Annotated in this window: 16 protein-coding genes, 1 tRNA gene and 1 pseudogene; 10 read left to right on the top strand and 8 right to left on the bottom strand. The window is 72.1% G+C overall.

Annotated elements, in window-relative coordinates; genetic code table 11:
• Positions 1-21: 21 nt before the first annotated feature.
• The 5 genes from ACIBPC_RS25985 to ACIBPC_RS25965 all read right to left on the bottom strand — a co-directional run bounded on the left by ACIBPC_RS25985 (position 22) and on the right by ACIBPC_RS25965 (position 4,925).
• Positions 22-1,143, bottom strand: a complete 1,122-nt coding sequence (locus ACIBPC_RS25985; RefSeq protein WP_398847946.1) for a ferric reductase-like transmembrane domain-containing protein — start codon at positions 1,141-1,143, stop codon at positions 22-24.
• A 1,183-nt stretch (positions 1,144-2,326) separates the two neighbouring features.
• Entirely contained in the window at positions 2,327-2,860 is a 534-nt protein-coding gene (locus ACIBPC_RS25980) for a GNAT family N-acetyltransferase (RefSeq protein ID WP_398847944.1), read from the bottom strand.
• 133 nt (positions 2,861-2,993) lie between these two features.
• Positions 2,994-3,341: a hypothetical protein gene (locus ACIBPC_RS25975; protein ID WP_398847942.1), complete on the bottom strand. Its 348-nt coding sequence runs from the start codon at positions 3,339-3,341 to the stop codon at positions 2,994-2,996.
• 43 nt (positions 3,342-3,384) lie between these two features.
• Positions 3,385-4,731, bottom strand: coding sequence for a serine/threonine-protein kinase (locus tag ACIBPC_RS25970; RefSeq protein WP_398847940.1), 1,347 nt, complete (start codon positions 4,729-4,731; stop codon positions 3,385-3,387).
• Entirely contained in the window at positions 4,728-4,925 is a 198-nt protein-coding gene (locus ACIBPC_RS25965; RefSeq protein ID WP_398847938.1) for a hypothetical protein, read from the bottom strand. Before ACIBPC_RS25965 ends, ACIBPC_RS25970 begins: the two co-directional genes overlap by 4 nt.
• 222 nt (positions 4,926-5,147) lie before the next feature.
• Here ACIBPC_RS25965 and ACIBPC_RS25960 point away from each other — a divergent pair.
• A pseudogene (locus ACIBPC_RS25960) lies at positions 5,148-5,366 on the top strand (site-specific integrase); the annotation flags it as partial.
• Positions 5,367-5,444: 78 nt separating this feature from the next.
• On the opposite strand, the gene ACIBPC_RS25955 reads toward ACIBPC_RS25960, so the two are convergent.
• Both ACIBPC_RS25955 and ACIBPC_RS25950 read right to left on the bottom strand, forming a co-directional pair.
• Positions 5,445-5,518 (bottom strand) — tRNA-Pro (locus ACIBPC_RS25955).
• Positions 5,519-5,591: 73 nt separating this feature from the next.
• Positions 5,592-6,989, bottom strand: a complete 1,398-nt coding sequence (locus tag ACIBPC_RS25950) for a lipase maturation factor family protein (RefSeq protein WP_398847937.1) — start codon at positions 6,987-6,989, stop codon at positions 5,592-5,594.
• A gap of 109 nt (positions 6,990-7,098) precedes the next feature.
• Between ACIBPC_RS25950 and ACIBPC_RS25945 the strand changes: the two genes are divergently transcribed.
• The 7 genes from ACIBPC_RS25945 (at position 7,099) to ACIBPC_RS25915 (ending at position 14,483) form a co-directional block, all read left to right on the top strand.
• Entirely contained in the window at positions 7,099-8,088 is a 990-nt protein-coding gene (locus ACIBPC_RS25945; RefSeq protein WP_398847935.1) for an acetylxylan esterase, read from the top strand.
• A gap of 176 nt (positions 8,089-8,264) precedes the next feature.
• A complete protein-coding gene (locus ACIBPC_RS25940) occupies positions 8,265-9,875 on the top strand; it encodes an ABC transporter substrate-binding protein (protein WP_398847933.1) in 1,611 nt (536 codons plus the stop codon).
• Between the two features lie 23 nt (positions 9,876-9,898).
• Complete coding sequence (locus ACIBPC_RS25935) at positions 9,899-10,864, top strand: ABC transporter permease (RefSeq protein WP_398847931.1); 966 nt, start codon at positions 9,899-9,901, stop codon at positions 10,862-10,864.
• Positions 10,865-10,869: 5 nt separating this feature from the next.
• Positions 10,870-11,775, top strand: coding sequence for an ABC transporter permease (locus ACIBPC_RS25930; protein WP_398847929.1), 906 nt, complete (start codon positions 10,870-10,872; stop codon positions 11,773-11,775).
• A 41-nt stretch (positions 11,776-11,816) separates the two neighbouring features.
• Positions 11,817-12,743, top strand: a complete 927-nt coding sequence (locus ACIBPC_RS25925) for an oligopeptide/dipeptide ABC transporter ATP-binding protein (RefSeq protein ID WP_398848057.1) — start codon at positions 11,817-11,819, stop codon at positions 12,741-12,743.
• Complete coding sequence (locus ACIBPC_RS25920; protein ID WP_398847927.1) at positions 12,736-13,422, top strand: ABC transporter ATP-binding protein; 687 nt, start codon at positions 12,736-12,738, stop codon at positions 13,420-13,422. The genes ACIBPC_RS25925 and ACIBPC_RS25920 overlap by 8 nt, the downstream gene beginning before the upstream one ends.
• On the top strand, positions 13,419-14,483 hold the full coding sequence (locus tag ACIBPC_RS25915; RefSeq protein ID WP_398847925.1) for an MsnO8 family LLM class oxidoreductase: 1,065 nt from the start codon (positions 13,419-13,421) through the stop codon (positions 14,481-14,483). Before ACIBPC_RS25920 ends, ACIBPC_RS25915 begins: the two co-directional genes overlap by 4 nt.
• A 14-nt stretch (positions 14,484-14,497) precedes the next feature.
• On the opposite strand, the gene ACIBPC_RS25910 is transcribed toward ACIBPC_RS25915, so the two are convergent.
• Positions 14,498-14,944 (bottom strand): Lrp/AsnC family transcriptional regulator, encoded by a 447-nt coding sequence (locus ACIBPC_RS25910; protein ID WP_362966746.1) that lies wholly within the window; start codon positions 14,942-14,944, stop codon positions 14,498-14,500.
• Between the two features lie 93 nt (positions 14,945-15,037).
• Here ACIBPC_RS25910 and ACIBPC_RS25905 point away from each other — a divergent pair, with 93 nt between their 5' ends.
• Complete coding sequence (locus ACIBPC_RS25905; protein ID WP_398847923.1) at positions 15,038-15,889, top strand: LLM class flavin-dependent oxidoreductase; 852 nt, start codon at positions 15,038-15,040, stop codon at positions 15,887-15,889.
• Complete coding sequence (locus tag ACIBPC_RS25900; protein WP_398847921.1) at positions 15,886-16,344, top strand: nucleoside deaminase; 459 nt, start codon at positions 15,886-15,888, stop codon at positions 16,342-16,344. Before ACIBPC_RS25905 ends, ACIBPC_RS25900 begins: the two co-directional genes overlap by 4 nt.
• Positions 16,345-16,357 lie beyond the last annotated feature (13 nt).

The following is a 16,357-nucleotide window of genomic DNA, read 5'->3' as shown; positions in this document are numbered from 1 at the left end:
CGTACGCGCGTTTGTCTTCCGTCAGCCGGCGGGCTGCGGTTCGTCGGTGGCCCGCTCCCCGTCCGTGTTCCCGCCCCGCTTGCCGGCCGCCGCGCGGGGGACGGGCCGCAGCCGGTGGACGACGGCGACCAGGGCGAGCGTGAAGACGAGCAGGCCGGTCCAGATGACCCAGCGTTCGGGCCACGGTCCGGCCGAGTGGCCGTCGCCGCTCCTGCCGCCGTCGGCCCCTGAGATGATGACGACGGCGAGGCCGACGACCGTGCCCACCACCGCGAGCCGTCCGGCCAGCCGCGCGGTCAGCGGCAGCGGGCGCGTCTCCCTGCGGGGTCCGCGCAGCCGCAGCCGTTCACTGGGCCGGGCCGGTGTCAGCAGCCGCAGAAGCAGCAGTCCCGCGAGCGGCATCTGGAGGGCCCATACGAAGGTGCGGAAGGAGCCGTCGTACCAGACGTTCGTGCCGTACATGAGGGTGTGCCATGCGCTCAGCACGTAGACCACGATGATGAAGCGGTGCAGGGCGCGCCACAGGCGGGAGCCGGTGGTCTGGCGGATGTAGAAGGCCAGCCCCAGGATGATGGCGAGGTAGAACGCGAGCAGGCCGATGAGGATGGCGATCCGGCCCGTCCCGGTGGCGTAGCCGCCGGGCACGAAGACCTTGACGAGGGTCTGGCGGGCCAGTTCGCCCATCGGCTGGTTCTCGAAGTTGGTCTGCAGCTCGGCGCCGTAGAAGGTGGCCATGTGCAGGAACATCAGCCCGATGGTGGTCAGGCTGGTCGTGCGGTGCCACTTCTCCACGCGGGCCGCGGACATCCACCGCCACGGCGGACGGCTGCCGGACCTGAGCAGTCCGAAGACGACGGTGATGTAGGCCCACAGCAGCGCGGACCAGCCGAAGGCCTGGCACAGCCAGTACCACCAGTACTCGGACGGTGTCTCGAACGGCGGCATGATCCGCAGGCTCGGCGAGCTGCCGTTCTCGATCCGTGCCCACAGCCACCAGAAGATGAGGCCGGTGATGACCAGCGCGAGGCTGGCGTCGGGTACCGCGGCGCGCAGGTCCGCCTTCAGGCCGCCCCAGTCGAACCGTTTGGCGGTCTTGGGTCTTCCGGGGGCGGGGCGCACAGATGAGCTCGTGGGGTCTGTCATCGGAGCCAACCATTCTCTGGACGACTGAGTGGTGCCCCAGCCCTCGGTGACGGATACTCATGTGCTTGTCACTTGAGATTAATTACGGCGCAGCTGAAGCGGAAGACACCGAACCACGCGACGCTCCACCCATCCCCCACACTTCCGCACACCCCACCCACCCACCCACCCGACCGCCGCGCACGGCCACTCGTCCCCGACGGCGGCAGGCCCAGCCGCGCCCTGCAACCCCCATTCCAGGGTCACGCGGTCGCCGTTCCTGCTCTCACCCGAGTCCAGCCTCATGGCTCAGATCACGATGCCGCACTGGAGGATTCACCCGGCACTCGGCTCAGCAGCAGCCGCAGTCCACCGGACACCCGCACGCATCGCCGACGATCCGGCACAGCAGATGGGTGCGAGGCTGGGGTCGTGTCGCAACAGGGGTTCGGATGGAAGGTCACACGCCCACACGCCGCCGTGGCCGACCCCGGCACCGTACCCGTGCGACGACTACTCGCCAGTATGGAACGCAACAAACCCGCGCTCTCGCCACATACCTGACGGGCAGAGTGGCTGGTCATGAGATACGCGCCCCGCCCTTCGCGCAATCGCTACCCGGGGACGGGTCAGCCATGTCTGCCGAAGCGCCGGGCGTTCGGCCGTGGGCAGCCACAGCCGGCATTCCGCATGCCATGTCCCCCAGGCGTAGACGATGTCCAGGCGGTCGTCGGGGGCGAATCGCACCTCGCTGACTTCGTGCACACGGTCGGCCCGGTCCTCCGCCAGGTGTACGGAGACCTCCGGCTGGTGTGGCAAGTCGTCGTGTGCGTACATCCATGCGCGAGGTGTCCGCAGCAGGGCAGGCCCGCAGACGTTGATCAAGACCGTCACCCACGGTTCATCGGGCACGACCTGCGGACGATGGATGTACCGCTCGACCCAGGCGACTCGGCGGTGCTCACCGTCGAAAGCCCCGCCCAGTACGGATATCGCGGGTCCGCCGCCAGGCGGTTCCCGATCGCTGTCCGAGGGCGCTCTCACGGCCCTGCGCTACTTCACCCTCGACGGCACCGACCACGCCGACCACAAGGAACAGGGCAGGATGATCCGCCGCTACATCATCTGGCGGAACAAGCACGCCACCGACGAGCGTCTGCGGAGAGTTGTGCGCAGGGCGAATGTCGCCTGACGTGCAAGACCATCACGTGGTTGCAACTCGTGGCTCGGCGTTGACGAAGCCGAGCCGGCGGTTCATGCCGATGGCCGATGCGTTGTCAGGGTGGTGGAAGGTCCGCAGCCAGTGCATTCCGTGAGAACGCGCGAAACCGATGGCCAGGAGCTTCATGGCCAGCGAGATTCCCCTTCCCCGATGGCTGGCCAGCAGCCCGGTCATCTCGCTGAGGGCGTGCCCTTCGGGTTGGAGCGACGTGGTTGCCATGCCGACCCATGACCCACCGTCCACGGCAAGGACGACACCTTGGGCATCGTAGGTCGGAGTCTCGATGCGCTGGGCGAGGTACTCGTCGAACGTGTAAAATTCCCCCCGCTCCGGGATGTCGGCGGAGCATGTCTTGTTCAGGCCGTAAAGCGCACGCCGATGTTCAACCGTGTCGCCGACAGCTGCCATGGTCGTGAACTCGATACCAGCCTGCTGGCAGCGTCGGAGGTAAGGCTCGAATCGGGCATCGTCGAACGCATCCAGGTCGAGCTTGAGCCGAACCCACTCGACGGCCATGAGGGCACCTCCAGGATCACCAGCCTGAACACGTTCTCGAAGCCTATCGATCAAGGGCACGTCACATCACAGCAGGGCGAACGTTGCCTGATGCGGCACTAGCTCAGACACCACCCGTGAAGCAGCGGGGTGATCAGGCGGCCTGCTCGTCGTGTTCGCGGAGCATCCGCATGACGGTGGCGGGTGAGGGGTGCTGTCCCCTCTTCGCGCCCGTGGTGATGACCAGTCGGGTCGCGATGTCGCGCCGGCTCATCTCCTGGTCGCGGAGGTGGAGGGCCATGGACAACGTGGAGTCGTCGCTGACGCAGGCACTGCCGATGGTCTTGCCGCCTCGGCAGACGGGCCGGTGGCCGAGCGCGGAGTACTCACCGCGCCCGGCGAAGTCCAGGAGAGAGCTGTCCGGCGGGCCGAGGTGATGGGGCCGCTCGCCGGAGACAACGAACGGGACTCGCTGATGGCATCGCCACTTGGAGCTCTGCATGATTCCTACTCGACCGCCGACTGCGAGTCCCCAGGCGCCACGCTCACCGTCTCCATCCACGAATCCTTGTGATGAACTTTTCGGCAGTGCCTGCAATGGGCTTCCAGCGCCTGCCGCCGTATCTGCCGAGGGCCTCGGACAGCTCAGCCCGCTGCTCCGGCGCCATCGGGCCCAGGACGCAGACGGGGAATTTCAGGATGCTTTCGGGGGGAGACGTCTTCGGATAGGGCCATCCCGCCGGCTTAAGCATGGGAGACTCGTAGCCCGGCATGAACGTCAGGTAGAGCACGGTGAACTGATGGGGACCCCAGTCCCGGACCTCCCTGATGGAGATGTGCAAGACCTGGTCCCAAGTGAATTCATAGCGCTCTGCGGAGTCGGTGGTCATGATGTATTCCGGGCCGACGTGCAAGACCCAGCCCGATCTCACCTCAGGCACCGCGAATTTCTTTGTTCCGAACCATCCCGTGAACGTCTGCGAGAATCGCTGATCGGGGAGCTTCTCGGCATAGGTATCCAGGGGTTCTCTGCCCGTCCAGACCACCACGAACGGGCTGTCGTCCGGGGGCTTCTGGCCCGTCCGCCAACCGCGCAGTCTCTCCAGCGCGGCAGCGTCCGTCAGACGCTTTTCGGGGTCCTTGTCCAGTAGGCCGAAGATCAGCGATTCGAGGCCGTCGGCCTTCTTCATCGGCGGCGGCTGCTGCGTCGCCACCGCGCCCAGGGTCGCGGTGTCCGTTTCACGCCGGAACGGGGATTTGCCCTCAGCTGCGCGGTAGAGCGTGACGCCGAGGGCGAACAGGTCACTCGCGGGCCCGGCCACCGCGCCGTTGATGCACTCGGGGGCGAGGTATTCCGGCGTCCCGACGACGTTGCCAACGGTGGTGAGGCGGGTGTCGTCCTGGTGGGCGGCGATACCGAAGTCGGTCAGGAGTATCCGGCCGTCGTCGGCAAGCATGATGTTCGCCGGTTTCACGTCCCGGTGGACCACCCTGGCCTTGTGGGCCGCGTCCAGCGCCTTCAGCATCGCCTCCGCGACATCGGCCACCTCCTTCGGCGGCAGCGGACCCCGCACCAGCCGGTCTGCCAGCGAACCGCCGCGGACCAGCTCCATCACGATCCACGGCCGGTCGTCCTCGATGACGACGCTGTAGACCGGCACGATGTGCGGATGACCGCGCAGCTTCGCGGCGTTGCGGGCCTCCCGCGCGGCGTATTCGAGCCGCCGGGAGTGCTCGGCCGGGTCGATGGCGGGAGGGAACCACACCTCCTTGACTGCCACATCGACGTCCAGGAGTTCGTCGTGGGCCTGCCAGATGCGGCCGAAGCCGCCTCCGGCCAGCTCGCGTACCAGACGGTACTGGCCGGCGATGCGCCGTTGTGGGCTGCTCATCCGGTGGGCGCCGTTCCGGCCGCTTCCTCGGGTCTGCCGCCGGGGTCGTCGGCGCGCCCCAGGGGCAGGGGCACGATGGTGACGATGGCCCGGCCGCGGTCGGTCAGGACGATGGGCTCACGGGTGGTGGCGACCCGGCGTGCGAGGTCGCCCACGATCGGCCGCGCACGGGTAATCGATACCGCTTCGGTCACGAAGATAGTGTGACGGAGTGTCATGAAGGGAGAAAGGGCTCGGAGCGACCGCCACCGGAGGGACCCCGCATCCTCGGCCGGTTTGGCGGCGGTGTCGAGGGGCCTACGGGCTGGCTTCCCCCGTCCTGGACAGGTCGGCACTCCGCTTCTTGGTCTTCACGCCGGCTGTCGGCACCGAGCCGGACGCCGCAGATGCCGACGATCAAGGCGACACCGCACGAGCTGACGCGGGACGACTGGACGACTCGGAAGACGAGAACGTCGTTCGTCTCGATCCTGTCCGACAAGGGCATCCCGCTCGAAGAGATCTCCCGGTTGGTCGGTCACTCCGGCACGGCCGTCACTGAAAGGGTCTACCGGAAGCAGATCCGCCCGGTGATCCAGACCGGAGCGACGGCCATGGACAAGATCTTCGCTACGCCGCCGACCCCGGAGCGGTAGTCACGCAGTGAGTCACGCACGCTAATCGGCGGGCACCTACTAAGAAGAGTAGGTGCCCGCCGATGAGGCATTTCTCTGTCGGGACGGCGGGATTTGAACCCACGACCCCTTGACCCCCAGTCAAGTGCGCTACCAAACTGCGCCACGTCCCGGTGCTTGTCCGGCTCGGGGTTTCCCCTCGCCGACCGCGCAGCAGAACCATACCGCATCCGTGTGGGTGCTTGCCTAATCGCCGCTGGCCGGGGTCGGTGGGATGTGGTCGTGGGTGTAGGTGCGCTGCCAGCGTGCGCCCGTCTCGCGCAGTTCCCGGTGGGTCGAGAAGCGGTAGCGGTAGACGCGGGCGCGGATCTGTGCCGGGGGTGCGTCGGGGAATGGGTTGACGCGGAGCAGGCGCAGGATCGCCGGGTCGCCGTCGAGGAGGCGCCGGATCAGGGTGCGCATCCACGGGCGGGGGACGGACGGGTTCAGTGCCGCGAACCACATCAGCCAGTCCAGCCGCAGGTGGAACGGCGCGAACTGGCGCGGGACCCGTCGCACGTCCCCCGGCTTGCCGTGGAACCCGTACGCCCGCCAGTGCTCCCCGTCGCGCGTGCCCTCCAGCTCGATCTCGTGCCGTACCCGCGTGACGCTGCCGAAGGCGCCGTACGTGTTGACCAGGTGCAGGCCGTTGTAGGTGCGGTTCATCGACTGGTACCGGGAGAACAGGTTCCGCACGGGCTGGTAGCTCAGGACGGCGACCAGTAGCGCTACGGCCCACACCATGACGCTGAACCACAGCGGCGCGTCCTCCTGGCCGGCGGGTGGTGAGGGGAGGAACGGCAGGCGCGCGGGGTGGACGGCGGCGAGGGCGAGCAGCATCGTCAGCCAGTTCAGCCAGGCGAAGTTCCCCGAGGCCACCAGCCACAGCTGCGTGACGATCACCAGCAGCGCCGCCCACGTGGCGACGGGCTGGGGGAGGAAGAGTCCGAAGGGGACGATCAGCTGGCACACGTGGTTGGCCGCCGCCTCGACGCGGTGCAGCGGCCTGGGCAGCAGGTGGAACAGGCGGCTGAGCGGTCCCGGCATCGGCTGGGTCTCGTGGTGGTGGCAGAGGCAGGTCAGGTCGCGCCAGCACGGGTCGCCGCGCCATTTGATCAGCCCGGCGCCCAGCTCGACGCGGAACGCCAGCCACACCATGAGGTACATGCCGAACGTGGGCGGCGCGACGTCGTCATTGCCCAGGAAGACGGCCAGGAAGCCCGCCTCCAGCAGCAGCGACTCCCAGCCGAACGCGTACCAGACGCCGCCGATGTTCACGACGGACAGGTACAGCGCCCACAGCACGGCCCACAGCAGCATCGACGCCCACAGCGGAACGATGTCGGCGAGGCCCGCCGCCAGGGCGGCCGACAGCGCGGCGCCCGTCCAGGCCACGGCCAGCAGCCGCCGGTCCGTGTACCGCCACCAGCGGAAGAGCCCCGGGGCGCGGCGCGCGAAGGCGGGCGCGGGGGCCAGGCCCCGTTCGCCCGCGAGCGCGGGGAACTCGCGCGCCGTCGAGAGGAATGCCATCAGGTACACGACGGCCAGTCCGCGCTGGAGTACCAGACGGCTGAGCCAGGCGTCGGGGTCGGCGATCCAGTCCATGCGCCCTGCCTACCATCCGGGGCCGTCCGGGGGCTGCCGAACGGCCGTTGACCAGGCACGCGGCGGCGCGTAGCTTTCCGGCGGCACCTACGAGGAAAGGGCGGGAAGCATGCCGCTGACCGATATGCCGATCGACGAACTCCGCGACTACCGGCCCGCCGTCGAGGCCCCCGGCGACTTCGACACGTTCTGGACGGAGACGCTCGGCGACGCACGCGAGGCGGCCGGTGCGCCGCCCGGTTTCCGGCGCGTGGAGGACACACCGCTGATGTCGGCGGAGGTGTACGACGTGCGCTTCCCCGGCTGGGGCGGGCACCCCATAGCGGGCTGGCTGCTGCTGCCCCGCGGCGCCGCACGGCCGCTGCCCGCCGTGATCAGCTACATCGGCTACGGCGGTGGGCGCGGTCTGCACTTCGAGCACCTGGAGTGGGTCTCCGCCGGGTACGCCCACTTCGTGGTGGACACGCGCGGGCAGGGGCACGACACCCCCGACCCGGTAGGCGCGCGTTCGGCGCAGTGGGTGGGCGGGATGATGACGCGGGGCATCGAGAGCCCAGAGGACCACTACTACCGGCGCGTGGTCACCGACTGCGTGCGGGCCGTGGAGGTGCTGCGTGAGCACCCTGACGTGGACGCCTCGCGCGTGGTGGTCTCCGGGGGCAGTCAGGGCGGTGGGCTGGCGCTGGCGACGGCGGGGCTGGCGGGGGACGCGGTGGCGGGTGCCCTCGTGGACGTACCGTTCCTGTGCCACTACCGACGGGGTGCGGATGTCGCGTCGGCCGGGCCGTACATGGAGATCGTCCAGTACCTGCAGCGGCACCGGCGGGAGGCGGGGGAGCGGGTGTTCGGCACGCTGGCGTACTTCGACGGTGTGCACTTCGCGGCGCGGGCGAGCGCGCCCGCGCTGTTCAGCGTGGCGCTGATGGACCCGGTGTGCCCGCCGTCCACGGTCTACGCCGCCTACAACCGGTACGGGGGCGCGGCGGACATGTCCGTGTGGGAGTTCGGCGACCACGGCGGGGGCGGGCCGGCGCAGCAGCGTGCCCAGTACGCGTGGCTCGCCGCGCACGGCCTGGGAGGCGCGCCCGCCGCCGTGTGACGCGCTCCCCGCCCGTGCGTTCCCGAGCCGCCCCGAGCCCCGGAACGCACGGGAAACGGGGGACGAGGGACGCGCGAACAACCAGGTCCGGCCCCCGGCCCGCTGTCCCCGCAGACGCCTTTACTGTTTAATTGCGAAGATTTCGCAACAACGTACGAGGCTCAGCAGGGGTATTCATGACGGTCAGGACGCTCCGGACGACACTCGCCGCGGCAGCCGCGCTGCTGGCGCTGGCGGCGTGCTCCGCCCCGTCCGACGGGGAGAGCGGCGGCGACGGCGGCGGTGGCGGCGCGCCGGACGGGCAGGACACGCTCGTCGTCGGCATAGCCACCGAACCCGACTCGCTCAGCCCGCTCCTCGGCTACGGCAAGGACGGCAACTCGAAGATCTTCGACGGCCTCCTGCGCCACGACGAGGAGCTGGCGCTCCAGCCCGCGCTCGCCACCGCGCTGCCGCAGGTCAGCGACGACGGGCTCACGTACACGTACGCGCTGCGCGAGGGCGTCGAGTTCAGCGACGGCAGCCCCTTCACGGCGCGCGACGTCGTCTTCACCTACGAGACCGTCCTCGACGACGGCACCAACTACCCCTACAAGGACGAACTCGACCCGATCGAGAGCGTCCGCGCGGAGGGCGACCACACCGTCGTCTTCGAACTCGCCTACCCGTACGCGCCCTTCGCCGAGCGCACCGTCCTGCCCATCGCCTCCGCCGACGCGGCGGGCGGCCAGGACGCCAACACCGGCCCGTACAACACCGAGCCCGTCGGCACCGGCCCGTACGTCCTCACCGACTGGACCCCCGGCGAGCGCATCAGCCTGCGCGCCAACCCGGACTACTGGGCCGGGGCGCCCACCGTCGAGCGCCTCACCATGGCGATCATCCCCGACGACGACGTCCGCGCCACCCGCCTGCGCTCCGGCGACATCGACGCCGCCGTCCTCCCGCCCAGCCTCGCCGAGGGCTTCGCGGACGAAGAGGGCCTCGTCACGTACAACGCCGTCAGCGCCGACTTCCGCGCCGTGACCCTCCCCACCGGCAACCCCGTCACCGGCGACACCGCCGTCCGCCGCGCCCTCGACGTCGCCGTGAACCGCGAGCTGATGGTGGAGGGCATCCTCCAGGGCGCGGGACGCCCCGCGTACGGCCCCGTGCCGACGACCAGCCCCTGGTTCGCCGAAGGCACCGAACGCGCCTACGACCCCGACGAGGCCCGCCGCATCCTGGACGAGGCCGGCTGGACCGAGGGCGACGACGGCATCCGCGAACGGGACGGCCAGCGCGCCGAGTTCACCCTCTGGTACCCGGCGGGCGACCGCCTGCGCCAGGACCACGCCCTCGCCTACGCGTCCGACGCCCGCGAGATCGGCATCGACGCGACCGTCGAGTCCGGCTCCTGGGAGGTCATCGACGACCGCCTCGCCGAGGACGCCGTGCTCTCCGGCGGCGGCAACCCGGCCGACCCCGACTTCGACCTCTACGGTCTGCTCCACTCCCGCCTCGCCGGCGACGGCTGGAACAACATGGCGCACTACGCCAACCCCGCCGTGGACGAACAGCTCGACGCCGCCCGCCGCACCGCCGACCGCGACGCCCGCCAGGAGGCGTACGACGCCGTCCAGCGCGAGCTGGCCGACGACCCCGGCTACACCTTCCTCACCCACATCGACCACGTCTACGTGATGGCCGACCGCTGGGACGGCGTGACCACCCAGCCCGAGCCGCACGACCACGGCCTCGGCCACGGCCCGTGGTGGAACGTGGAGTCCTGGCGGGCCCGCGCGTGACCGCCGCGCTCCCCTGGGGCGCCATGGCACGGCTCACGGGGCGGCGGCTGCTCGCCGCCGTCCCGGTGCTGGCCCTGGTGACGTTCGGCATGTTCGCCGTCGCCGCCGCGTCCCCCTTCGACCCCGTACGCCAGTACGTCGGCAGCGGCGTCGGCGCGTCCGCCGAGACGCTGGACCGCCTGCGCGCCAACCTGGGCGCGGACGGCAACTTCGCCGAGCAGTGGTGGACATGGCTGCGCTCCGCCGCCACCGGCGACCTCGGCCACTCCCTGTCGCTGCGCCAGCCGGTCGCCCAGGTCATCGGCGAACGGCTCGGCTGGTCCGCGCTGCTGTGCGCCGTCGCCTTCGTGGCCGCCGTGCTCGGCGGAACGGCGCTCGGCGTGGCCGCCGCGCGCAGGCCGGGCCGCCTCCTGGACCGGACCGTCACCTCGCTCGGCTACACCCTCCAGGCCGCGCCGCCGTTCTGGCTCGCCCTGCTGGCCATCTGGTTCTTCGCCGTCCGGCTCGACCTGCTGCCCGCCGGAGGACTGACCGACCCCGGCAGCGACGCCGTCACCCCGGGCGGCCTGCTGCGGCACCTGATCCTGCCCGCGTCCGTCCTCGCCGTATCCCAGCTGCCCTGGTTCGTCCTGTACGTGCGGCAGGGCGTGCTCGACGCCCTGCGCGAGGACCCGGTACGCGGCGCCCGTGCGCGCGGACTGGACGAGCGGACCGTCCTCCTCGGCCACGCCCTCCGCTCCGGGCTCCTCCCGGTGCTCACCCTGATCGGCACCCGCATACCCGAACTCATCACCGGCGCCCTGCTGGTGGAGACCGTCTTCAGCTGGCCGGGCATAGCGTCCGCCACCGTGCGCGCGGCCACCGCGTCCGACTTCCCCCTGCTGGCCGCCCTCACCGTGCTGTCCGCGATCGCGGTCCTGGTGGGCAACCTGCTGGCCGACCTGCTCTACGGCCTGGCCGACCCCCGCGTCAGCCACGACGAGATGTGATCCCCATGGCCACCACCCAACACCCCGCCCCCGAAGCGGCGGACCCCGCCGAGCAGCCCTGGCACACCCCGGCGGCTGAACGGCGCGGCACCCGCAGGGTCCGCGTCACCACGTCCGCCGTACTGGTCGCCGCCGCTGTGGCGGCCGTCCTGCTCGTGCCCCCGCTCTTCCCCCTCGACCAGCAGGCCATCGACCTGACCGCCCGGCTGATCCCGCCGTCCTGGGACCACCCCTTCGGCACCGACGACGTCGGCCGCGACCTCCTGCTGCGCAGCGTCTACGGCCTGCGCGTCTCCCTGACCGTCGGCGTCGTCGCCGCGCTGGTGGCCGCCGTGCTCGGCCTCGCCATCGGCTGTATCGCGGGCGCGGCGGGCGGCCGCACCGACCGGCTGCTGATGCGGCTGGTGGACACGTTCTCCGCCGTGCCGCACCTGCTGATGGGCATCTTCATCGTCGCCATGTTCCGCCCCGGCGTGTGGCCCGTCATCGTGTCCGTGGGGCTGACCCACTGGGTCTCCACCGCCCGCATCGTCCGTGCTGAGGTGCTGTCACTGCGCACCCGCCCCTACATCGACGCCGCCATATCCGGTGGCGCGGGACGCCGCCGCGTCGTCCTGCGCCACCTCATGCCCGCCGTACTGCCCCAGGCAGGACTGGCCGCCGTGCTGATGGTGCCGCACGCGCTGTGGCACGAGTCCGCGCTCTCGTTCCTCGGCCTCGGCATCCCCGCCCACCAGGCCAGCCTCGGCACGATGATTAACGCCGCCCGGGGACCACTGGCCGCCGGCGACTGGTGGCCGACGCTCTTCCCGGGCCTGTTCATCATCCTGCCGACCCTCGCCATCGCCGGACTCGCCGGTGCCTGGCGGGAACGCATCAACCCGCGCCGCCGATCGGAGCTGGTCCTGTGACGCCCCTGCTGTCCGTACGCGGCCTGTCCGTCCGCTTCCGCATGCCGCGCGGCCGCCACGTCGCCGCCGTCAGCGACGTCTCGTTCGACCTCGCGGCGGGGGAGTGCCTGGCGCTCGTCGGCGAGAGCGGCTGCGGCAAGTCCGTCCTGACCGGCGCGCTCCTCGGCCTCCTCCCCGCCAACGCCCAGACGCGCGGCAGCGCCGTCCTCCCGCCCGCCGCGCCGGGCGAGCCCGCCGTCGACCTGCTCACCGCGGGCGAACGCACGCTCGCCCGGACCGTGCGCGGACGCCGCATCGGCCTCGTCCCGCAGAGCCCGGCGGCGCACCTCACCCCCGTACGGACGGTCCGCGCCCACCTCACCGAGACCGTCAAGGCCCTCACCGGCACCCGCCGCGACGCGCTGCCGCCCGCCGTCACCGCCGCCGCCGAACGGGCCGCGTTCCCCGCCGACCACCTCGGCCACCACCCGCACCAGCTCTCCGGCGGCCTCGCCCAGCGCGCCGCCACCGCCCTCGCCCTCGTCGGCGACGCGCCCCTCCTCATCGCCGACGAGCCGACCACCGGACTCGACCGCGACCTGGTGGACCGCACCGTCGCCGGACTGCGCCGCCACGCCGACGAGGGACGCGGCCTCCTCGTCATCACGCACGACCTCGCCGCCGCCGAGCGGATCGCCGACCGCGTCGCCGTCATGTACGCGGGCCGCATCGTCGAACTCGCCGACGCCCCCGCCTTCTTCGGCCGCCCAGGCCCCCGCCACCCGTACGCCGCCGGACTCCTCGCCGCCCTGCCCGAACGCGACTTCGCCCCCATCCCCGGCCTGCCGCCCGAACTGGACGCACTCCCCGGCGGCTGCGCGTTCGCCCCCCGCTGCGCCCGCGCCGACGCCGCGTGCGCCACCCGCCCGCCCCTCGACGGCGGCGTCGCCTGCCACCACGCCACCGCCCCGGAGGCCGCCGATGCTTGAGCTGACCGGCGTCACCGCCGGATACGACCGCCGCACGCCCGTCGTCCGCGACCTGTCCCTGACCGTCGCCGACGGCGAGGCGCTCGGACTCCTCGGCCCGAGCGGCTGCGGCAAGTCCACCCTCGCGCGCGTCGCCGCCCTGCTGCACCGGCCGTGGGAGGGCACGGTGCGCCTCGCCGGGGAGACCGTCACCGGCTACCGCTTCCGCGCGCCACGGCACCTGCGCACCGCCGTCGGCGTCGTCTTCCAGCAGCCGCGCCTCGCCGCCGACCCGCGCCTCACCCTCGGCGACCTCATCGCCGAACCCGCCCGCGCCACCGGACGCGGCCACGAGCTGGCCGACCGCGCCGCCGCCCTCGCCGACGCCGCGGGACTCGGCACCGAACTGCTGCGCCGCCGCCCGCACGAGGTGAGCGACGGGCAGCTCCAGCGCGCCTGCCTGGCCCGCGCCCTCCTGCTCCGCCCCCGGCTGCTGATCTGCGACGAGATGACCGCCATGCTCGACGCCTCCACCACCGCCGCGCTCGTCGCCCTCGTCGAGGACTACCGCCGGGAGCACGGCGCCGCGCTGCTCGCCGTCGGCCACGACCGCGTCCTGCTCCGCAGATGGTGCGACTCCGTGCGGGAGTGGGGGAGCGGCGGGAATCCTGAGCGCTCCACGGCGTTGGCACAAGGGTGAGCACACACCAGGGCGGAAGCACGGAGACAGGGACGGACGCGGCGACACTGCGGTCGGTCCGCTGGTCGGTCCTCGACCGGGCCCTCGTCCGCGCGGGCCAGCGGCCCGACGAGGCGCTGCGGCAGACCGTCGCGTACGCGCGGGACGCGGACGCGCTCGGATTCCACCGCTTCTGGGTCGCCGAGCACCACGGCGTCCCCGGCGTCGCAGGATCGGCCCCCACGGTGCTCGCCGCCGCCGTCGCGTCGGCCACGCGGCGCGTCCGCGTGGGCACCGGCGGCGTGATGCTGCCGAACCACCGGCCGCTCGTGGTGGCCGAGCAGTTCGGGGTGCTCGCGTCGCTCTTCCCCGGCCGGATCGACATGGGGCTCGGCCGCTCGGTCGGCTTCGTCGGGCCCGTACGGCGCGCGCTCGGGGCGGACAAGGACGCGGCCGACCGGTTCGGCGAGCAGATCGCGGAACTGCTCGGCTACTTCGAGGGCGGCGGCCCCGTGCGCGCCCTGCCCGCCGAGGGGCTGCGGGTGCCGCCGTTCGTCCTCGCGGTCGGCTCCGGCGCGGGGATCGCCGCCGCGCACGGGCTGCCGGTCGTGATGGCGTACCGGAACGACGAGGAACGGATGCTCGCCGCCGTCGAGTCGTACCGGCGGGACTTCGTCCCGGGACCATACGCCGAGCGCCCGTACGTCGTGATCGCGGTGAACGCGGCGGTCGCCGCCACCGCGGAGGAGGCGGCGCTGCTCCAGGTCCCCGAGGCGTGGGCCACCGTGCACTCCCGCACACGCGGCGTCTTCGCCCCCCTCGAACCGGCGGACGACATCCTCGCCAGGGACCTCACCGAACGCGAGCGCACGTACTTCGCCCAGGCGCGCGCCGGGCAGCTGCACGGCGACGAGGCCGGGATGGAACGCGCCCTGGCCCGCCTGATATCCCGCACCGGCGCCGACGAGGTGCTGGTGACCCTCTCCACGCACAGCACCGCCGACCGTCTCGACTCGACGCGCCGCATCGCACGGCTCGCCGGACTGGCGCCCGCCGCCCACCCGGCGGTCGCCGGGGCCTGACCAGCGCCCGGCGCTCAGGGGCGGGCGGGGCCGCGGTAGGGGAGGGTCTGGCTGTAGACGATGTTGGTCGTCGTGCTGCCGAACCCGGCCAGCTCGTCCACCACCTTCTCCAGGTGCTGCATGGACGTGGCGGCCACCTTCAGGACATAGCAGTCGTCGCCCGTGGTCCGCAGGCACTCCAGGATCTCGGCGCGCTCGCCCAGCAGCGCGTGCAGCGGCTGGTGGCGGCTGCCGGGGTACTTCAGCCGCACCACGGCGAGCACCGGATAGCCGACGCGGGTCAGGTCCAGCTCCGCCCGGTAGCCGGTGATCACGCCGAGCGACTCCAGGCGCCGCACCCGTTCGGTGGCCGCCGACGCGCTCAGCCGGACCCGTTTGCCCAGCTCGGTCAGCGGCAGGCGGCCGTCCCGCTGCAGCTCCGCGAGGATCGACCAGTCGGTCGGATCGAGAGTCTCGGTCATCGGGCCACGATACCGGCAGATCCACGGCCGGACGCCCGTGATGCCGTGAGCAATCCCTTCAGCCGGGCCACCCGCCCCGGATACATTCACCCGGTGCGAATCGGAGTGAACATCCCCAACTTCGGCCCCGGCACCGACCCCGGTGTGCTGCGCGGCTGGGCGGAGCGCGTGGAGGGCCACGGGTTCGACCTGCTGACGCTCTCCGACCACGTGGTGCTGACGCCCGACGTCACCGAGCAGTACCGGCCGCCGTTCTACGACCCGTTCACCACCCTGGCGTGGCTGGCCGGGATCACCGGGCGGATCAGGATCGGCACGACGGTCGTCATCGTGCCCTACCGGCACCCCCTGCTGGTCGCCAGGATGGCGGCCAACCTGAACGACCTCAGCGGCGGCCGGCTCGTGCTCGGCGTGGCGGCGGGCTGGGCGCGGCAGGAGTTCGCGGCGCTCGGCGTCCCGTTCGAACGGCGCGGCGCCCTGACCGACGACCACCTGCGGGTGATCCGCGAGGCATGGGCCGACCAGGACGACTACCGCGCCGGGCGCATCCCCGTCTGGATCGGCGGCAACAGCGACGCGGGACTGCGCCGCGCCATCCGCCTCGGCGACGCCTGGCACCCCCTGCGCGCCACCCCCGGCTGGCTGGACGCCGCCGCGGACCGGCTGCGCGCGACCGCGCACGAGCTGGGGCGCCCGGCACCCGCCTTCGCGCCCCGGATCGCGCTGCGCCTGACCGACCGGCCCGTCACCGGGCCGGGCCGCCTCGCGGGGGAGGGCACGGTCGAGCAGATCGTGGCCGACCTCGACAGGCTGCGGAAGCTCGACCCCGACACCGTGCTGCTCGACCCGTACAACGGCGACCCGGACGAGACCCTGCGTCCCGAGGCGGCCTGGCGGGCCGTCGCGGCAGTCGCCGCCCACCTCCCCGACCTGGAGCGACCATGACACAGCCACCCACCGACACGCCCCGCCCCCTCACGGAGGCGGACGAACGGCACCTGCGCCGCGCCGTCGCGCTCGCCGCCCTGGCACGGGAAGGCGGGGACCCGCCGTTCGGCTCGCTGCTGGTCGGCCCGGACGGCGAGGTGCTGGCCGAGGCGCACAACACCACGGTCACCGAGGCCGACATCTCCCTGCACCCGGAACTGAAGCTCGCGGTCTGGGCCGCCCGTGAACTCGACCCCGGCACCGCCGCGCGCACCACCATGTACACCAGCTGCCAGCCGTGCGGCATGTGTGCGGGCGCCATCGAACGCTCGTTCCTGGGCCGTGTGGTGTACGCGCTGTCCACCGCGCAGTTGCTCGCCCTCAAGCCCCCGGCGCAGCCGCCCGCGCTGCGCACCGAGGGCCCGGCGCTGCACGACGAGGCCGCCGCCGTGGTGGCGGGCTACTACAGCTGACGGCCCCGGCCCC

Source organism: Streptomyces sp. NPDC049879, from assembly GCF_044461265.1.
In the GTDB taxonomy this organism is placed as follows: Bacteria; Actinomycetota; Actinomycetes; order Streptomycetales; family Streptomycetaceae; genus Streptomyces.
The sequence above is the reverse complement of the archived record's forward strand: the minus strand, read 5'-3'. Positions and strand labels throughout refer to the sequence as shown.

Coding starts and splice junctions, on each gene's coding strand:
- ACIBPC_RS25940 (WP_398847933.1), top strand. CDS start 8,265: ATGACGGTCAGGACGCTCCGGACGACACTCGCCGCGGCAGCCGCGCTG.
- ACIBPC_RS25925 (WP_398848057.1), top strand. CDS start 11,817: ATGCCGCGCGGCCGCCACGTCGCCGCCGTCAGCGACGTCTCGTTCGAC.
- ACIBPC_RS25975 (WP_398847942.1), bottom strand. CDS start 3,341: ATGCAGAGCTCCAAGTGGCGATGCCATCAGCGAGTCCCGTTCGTTGTC.
- ACIBPC_RS25985 (WP_398847946.1), bottom strand. CDS start 1,143: ATGACAGACCCCACGAGCTCATCTGTGCGCCCCGCCCCCGGAAGACCC.
- ACIBPC_RS25900 (WP_398847921.1), top strand. CDS start 15,886: ATGACACAGCCACCCACCGACACGCCCCGCCCCCTCACGGAGGCGGAC.
- ACIBPC_RS25935 (WP_398847931.1), top strand. CDS start 9,899: ATGGCACGGCTCACGGGGCGGCGGCTGCTCGCCGCCGTCCCGGTGCTG.
- ACIBPC_RS25970 (WP_398847940.1), bottom strand. CDS start 4,731: ATGAGCAGCCCACAACGGCGCATCGCCGGCCAGTACCGTCTGGTACGC.
- ACIBPC_RS25910 (WP_362966746.1), bottom strand. CDS start 14,944: ATGACCGAGACTCTCGATCCGACCGACTGGTCGATCCTCGCGGAGCTG.
- ACIBPC_RS25945 (WP_398847935.1), top strand. CDS start 7,099: ATGCCGCTGACCGATATGCCGATCGACGAACTCCGCGACTACCGGCCC.
- ACIBPC_RS25930 (WP_398847929.1), top strand. CDS start 10,870: ATGGCCACCACCCAACACCCCGCCCCCGAAGCGGCGGACCCCGCCGAG.
- ACIBPC_RS25950 (WP_398847937.1), bottom strand. CDS start 6,989: ATGGACTGGATCGCCGACCCCGACGCCTGGCTCAGCCGTCTGGTACTC.
- ACIBPC_RS25920 (WP_398847927.1), top strand. CDS start 12,736: ATGCTTGAGCTGACCGGCGTCACCGCCGGATACGACCGCCGCACGCCC.
- ACIBPC_RS25980 (WP_398847944.1), bottom strand. CDS start 2,860: ATGGCCGTCGAGTGGGTTCGGCTCAAGCTCGACCTGGATGCGTTCGAC.